The 3425-nt window shown below is 31.0% G+C and carries 5 protein-coding genes; 4 read left to right on the top strand and 1 reads right to left on the bottom strand.

Going from position 1 to position 3425, the window contains the following annotated elements; translation table 11 throughout:
* From HG1285_RS20295 to HG1285_RS05275, 4 genes are all read left to right on the top strand, one after another.
* Positions 1 to 205 (top strand): hypothetical protein (locus HG1285_RS20295; protein WP_232219507.1); only part of this gene is annotated, 205 nt, incomplete at its 5' end.
* A 225-nt stretch (positions 206 to 430) separates the two neighbouring features.
* On the top strand, positions 431 to 892 hold the full coding sequence (locus HG1285_RS05265; protein ID WP_008288438.1) for an OmpH family outer membrane protein: 462 nt from the start codon (positions 431 to 433) through the stop codon (positions 890 to 892).
* Between the two features lie 3 nt (positions 893 to 895).
* Positions 896 to 1654: an SAM-dependent chlorinase/fluorinase gene (locus HG1285_RS05270; protein ID WP_008288437.1), complete on the top strand. Its 759-nt coding sequence runs from the start codon at positions 896 to 898 to the stop codon at positions 1652 to 1654.
* Positions 1651 to 2427: an ABC transporter ATP-binding protein gene (locus tag HG1285_RS05275; protein ID WP_008288436.1), complete on the top strand. Its 777-nt coding sequence runs from the start codon at positions 1651 to 1653 to the stop codon at positions 2425 to 2427. The genes HG1285_RS05270 and HG1285_RS05275 overlap by 4 nt, the downstream gene beginning before the upstream one ends.
* Here the strand turns inward: HG1285_RS05275 and HG1285_RS05280 are convergent.
* Positions 2413 to 3306 (bottom strand): LysR family transcriptional regulator, encoded by an 894-nt coding sequence (locus HG1285_RS05280; RefSeq protein WP_008288435.1) that lies wholly within the window; start codon positions 3304 to 3306, stop codon positions 2413 to 2415. The genes HG1285_RS05275 and HG1285_RS05280 overlap by 15 nt on opposite strands.
* Positions 3307 to 3425 lie beyond the last annotated feature (119 nt).

Here is a 3425-nt window from a genome sequence, read left to right as displayed (position 1 = left end):
TAGAGACAAGGGAATAAACCAGAGGCAGATGATAACGGGAAGAGGATCAACAAGTACAAGAGGATTATCAAAAGAGGAAATCAATTTAAGGAAATTAGCAAAACCATCTTTAGATACAGGGAAAGAACCTTGTTTAATAATTTTTTCAGTTTCATCAATGACACAGAAATTAAAGGAGTTTTTAGACATATCAATGCCAATGTAGTGCATGACAACACCTCCTTAGTTGAATTTTTAAAGTCCCTCATAACCATCCTCCCGACTGGCAGGGGCTTAATAGCCCAATCAAGTAATTGGGTTTTGAGGGACAGGGGGACATACTCCCTAAGAGGCTTTAGAGCCTATGAAAAATGGAGTCTTTGTCCCTCGCTTTATTTTAAAAACTTATTCTATTTAAAAATATAAACTAATTTTTTGCAGGAGAATATCAATGAAAAAGTTTTTACTTACTCTTTTATTTTCTGCATTTCTTATTAACTTTTCATTTTCTGCAGAAAAAATTGTTTATCTGGACACTCAGAAAGTATTTACACAATCAAAAGCCGGTATTGATTTAAAAACTGCTCTTCAACAAAAAGCAGAAAAAGCAAGAGCAGAGATACAGGCAAAAGCATCTACAGTGAAACAAAACGACCAGCTTGCAATGCAGCAGCTTCAGCAAGAAGCAATGCAAAAACAGCAGGAAATACAAAAACTTCAACAAAAAGCAGTTGAGAATTTTGCAAATTTTGTAAAAAAAGCAGTTGAGCAGTGGGCGAAATCTAAAGGATATGAACTTGTGGTTGACGGACAGGCTGTACTTTATGGTAAAGAAAATTACGATAAAACTGCTGAGTTTCTAAAGTTTTTAGATGAAAAATACGCAAAGGAAAAACCAGACTTTCTAAAATAAATAATGCTTATAGCTCTCTTAACAGATTTTGGTCTGAAAGATGGTTTTGTAGGTACAGTTAAAGGTGTAATAAAAAGTATAAATCCATTGGTTGATATTATAGATATATCCCACGATATTAATTCTTTTGATATTTTAGAAGGGGCTCTTATTTTAAGGGCTTCCTATAGATATTTTCCTAAATATACAATTTTTACAGTTGTTGTTGACCCGGGGGTCGGCAGTAGTAGAAACGCCATCATTGTAAAAACCGAAAATTATGTCTTTGTGGCTCCAGATAACGGCATTTTATCTTTAGTATTAAAGGAAGAGAAAATAGAAAAAATTATAAAAATAGAAAACGAAAATTTTTTACTTCCCAGAGATAATAACACTTTCCATGGTAGAGATATATTTGCACCTGTCTCTGCCAATATATCAAAAGGTGTTCCATTAGAAGAGTTTGGAACTCCATTGAAAAACATAAAAAAAATAAATTTTCCTGAGGCAGAGTATAAGAAAAATGTTATTGAAGGTCAGATAATAAAATTTGATAAATTTGGCAATGCTATAACAAATATTGAAAGTATTTCAGGTTTTAAGGAAGGGTATGTTTCTGATAATAAAATAGATGGCATTGTAAACTCATTTTTGGAAGGAGATGAAGGAAAGCTTTATTTGATAAAGGGAAGTTTTGGCTATTATGAACTTTCAACACCTTTATCAAGTGCGAAAGATATGTTTAATTTAAAAAAAGGTGATAAGGTTATAATAAAAACATGAGAAAAAAACATATAGTAGTCAAAGACCTTACTAAGAAGTTTGGAGATAGAGAAGTTTTAAAAAATGTCTCATTTGAAGTATATGAAGGGGAAGTTTTTGTACTTATGGGAGGTAGTGGAAGTGGAAAATCAACAACTATTAAACATATTATAGGTCTTTTAAAGCCAACTTCAGGGCAAATTATTGTTGATGATGTGGACATTACTAAACTTTCTCAAGATGAACTTATAGAGTTTAGAAAAAGGATGGGATATCTTTTCCAAGAAGGAGCTTTATTTGATAGTTTGAAAATCTGGGAAAATGTAGGATTTTATTACCTTGAAAATACAAAAATGCCTGTTAAAGAGGTTTACAGGCTCGCCCAAGAAAAACTTACAATGGTAGGTCTTAAAGGTATAGAGGAACTTTATCCTTCTCAGCTTTCAGGAGGTATGAGAAAAAGAGCTTCTCTTGCAAGGGCTATAGCAACCAATCCAGAAATTGTTCTTTATGATGAGCCAACATCTGGACTTGACCCTGTTATGAGTGCAGTTATTGATAGATTAATATTAAAACTTAGAGATGAGATAGGTATTACTTCTATAGTTGTTACTCACGACCTTGAAAGTGCTTTTAGTATTGCTGACAGAATAGCAATAATTCATAAAGGTGTAATATATGCAATTGGAACGCCAGAAGAAATAAAAAATGCAAAAGACCCTGTTGTTCAACAGTTTATAAACCGTCTACCAGAAGGACCTATAACGAAGGAAATATTTTCAGAGGTTTCTTGAATTTTTCAGCAGAAAATTTAAAAAATCCCTTTCTGTTTTAGGAAGCCTGATATTTTTCTGCATAATACAGGAAAATTTTCTTTCAATTTTTAGACCATCTATTTTTATTTCTTTTATCAAACCTCTTTTAAGCATATCTTCAGCAGCAAGTTTTGATATAAACCCTATATAATCGGATTTTGATATAAGAGAAATTATAGCCCTACTACTGCTTATTTCTATATCTGGAGTTATCTTTATTCCTGCATTTTTTAAATGATTTTCTACGATATTCCTTGTTCCTGACCCTTTTTCTCTAAATACAAATTTATAATTTTTTATATCCTTTTTATTAATGACAGGAGGAATGTCCAGATTTTTTGAAGCTACAAATATTATTTCATCAGTGTAAAAGTCTACAGTTTTTAATTTGTTTGAGTGTATTTCATCTTCTACGAGCCCTATATAAAAGCTTTTAGAAAGTACTCCTTCTTCAACTTCTTTAGAATTTCCTATAAAAATGCTTGCATTAAGTTCTAAATTTTTATCTAAAAATTTGGAAAGTATTTTAGGTAAGAAATAATCTCCGATTGTACTGCTTACTCCTATTGTAATATTTTTTTCAAGTTTTTTGGAAATTTTTGAAAGTTCTTCTTCCATTTCTATGTAATCATCAAGTATTTTTGTTGCGTGTTTGTAAAGGACTTCTCCTGCTTTGGTGAGTTTTATTCCTTCCTTTGTTCTCTCAAACAAAGTAATATTTAGATAATTTTCAAGTTTTTTTATTTGAAGGGTAATTGTAGGTTGTGTTAAAAAAAGAACTTCTGCTGCTTTTGAGAAGTTTTTTAAGTCAGCAACTGTTTTAAAAATTTTTAATCTATTATAATCAACTACTTCCATTTCTTTCCTCTTTAAATTTTTTGTGAGCTAATTCTACAATATTTAATATTTTATCTTCACAAACAGGTTCATCTCCATATTTTATATGTGCTAAAAATTCAATATTTCCATCTGTTCCA

This window comes from Hydrogenivirga sp. 128-5-R1-1 (assembly GCF_000171895.1).
This window is presented reverse-complemented; position numbering and strand designations above follow the sequence as displayed.

Coding starts and splice junctions, on each gene's coding strand:
- HG1285_RS05265 (WP_008288438.1), top strand. CDS start 431: ATGAAAAAGTTTTTACTTACTCTTTTATTTTCTGCATTTCTTATTAAC.
- HG1285_RS05270 (WP_008288437.1), top strand. CDS start 896: ATGCTTATAGCTCTCTTAACAGATTTTGGTCTGAAAGATGGTTTTGTA.
- HG1285_RS05275 (WP_008288436.1), top strand. CDS start 1,651: ATGAGAAAAAAACATATAGTAGTCAAAGACCTTACTAAGAAGTTTGGA.
- HG1285_RS05280 (WP_008288435.1), bottom strand. CDS start 3,306: ATGGAAGTAGTTGATTATAATAGATTAAAAATTTTTAAAACAGTTGCT.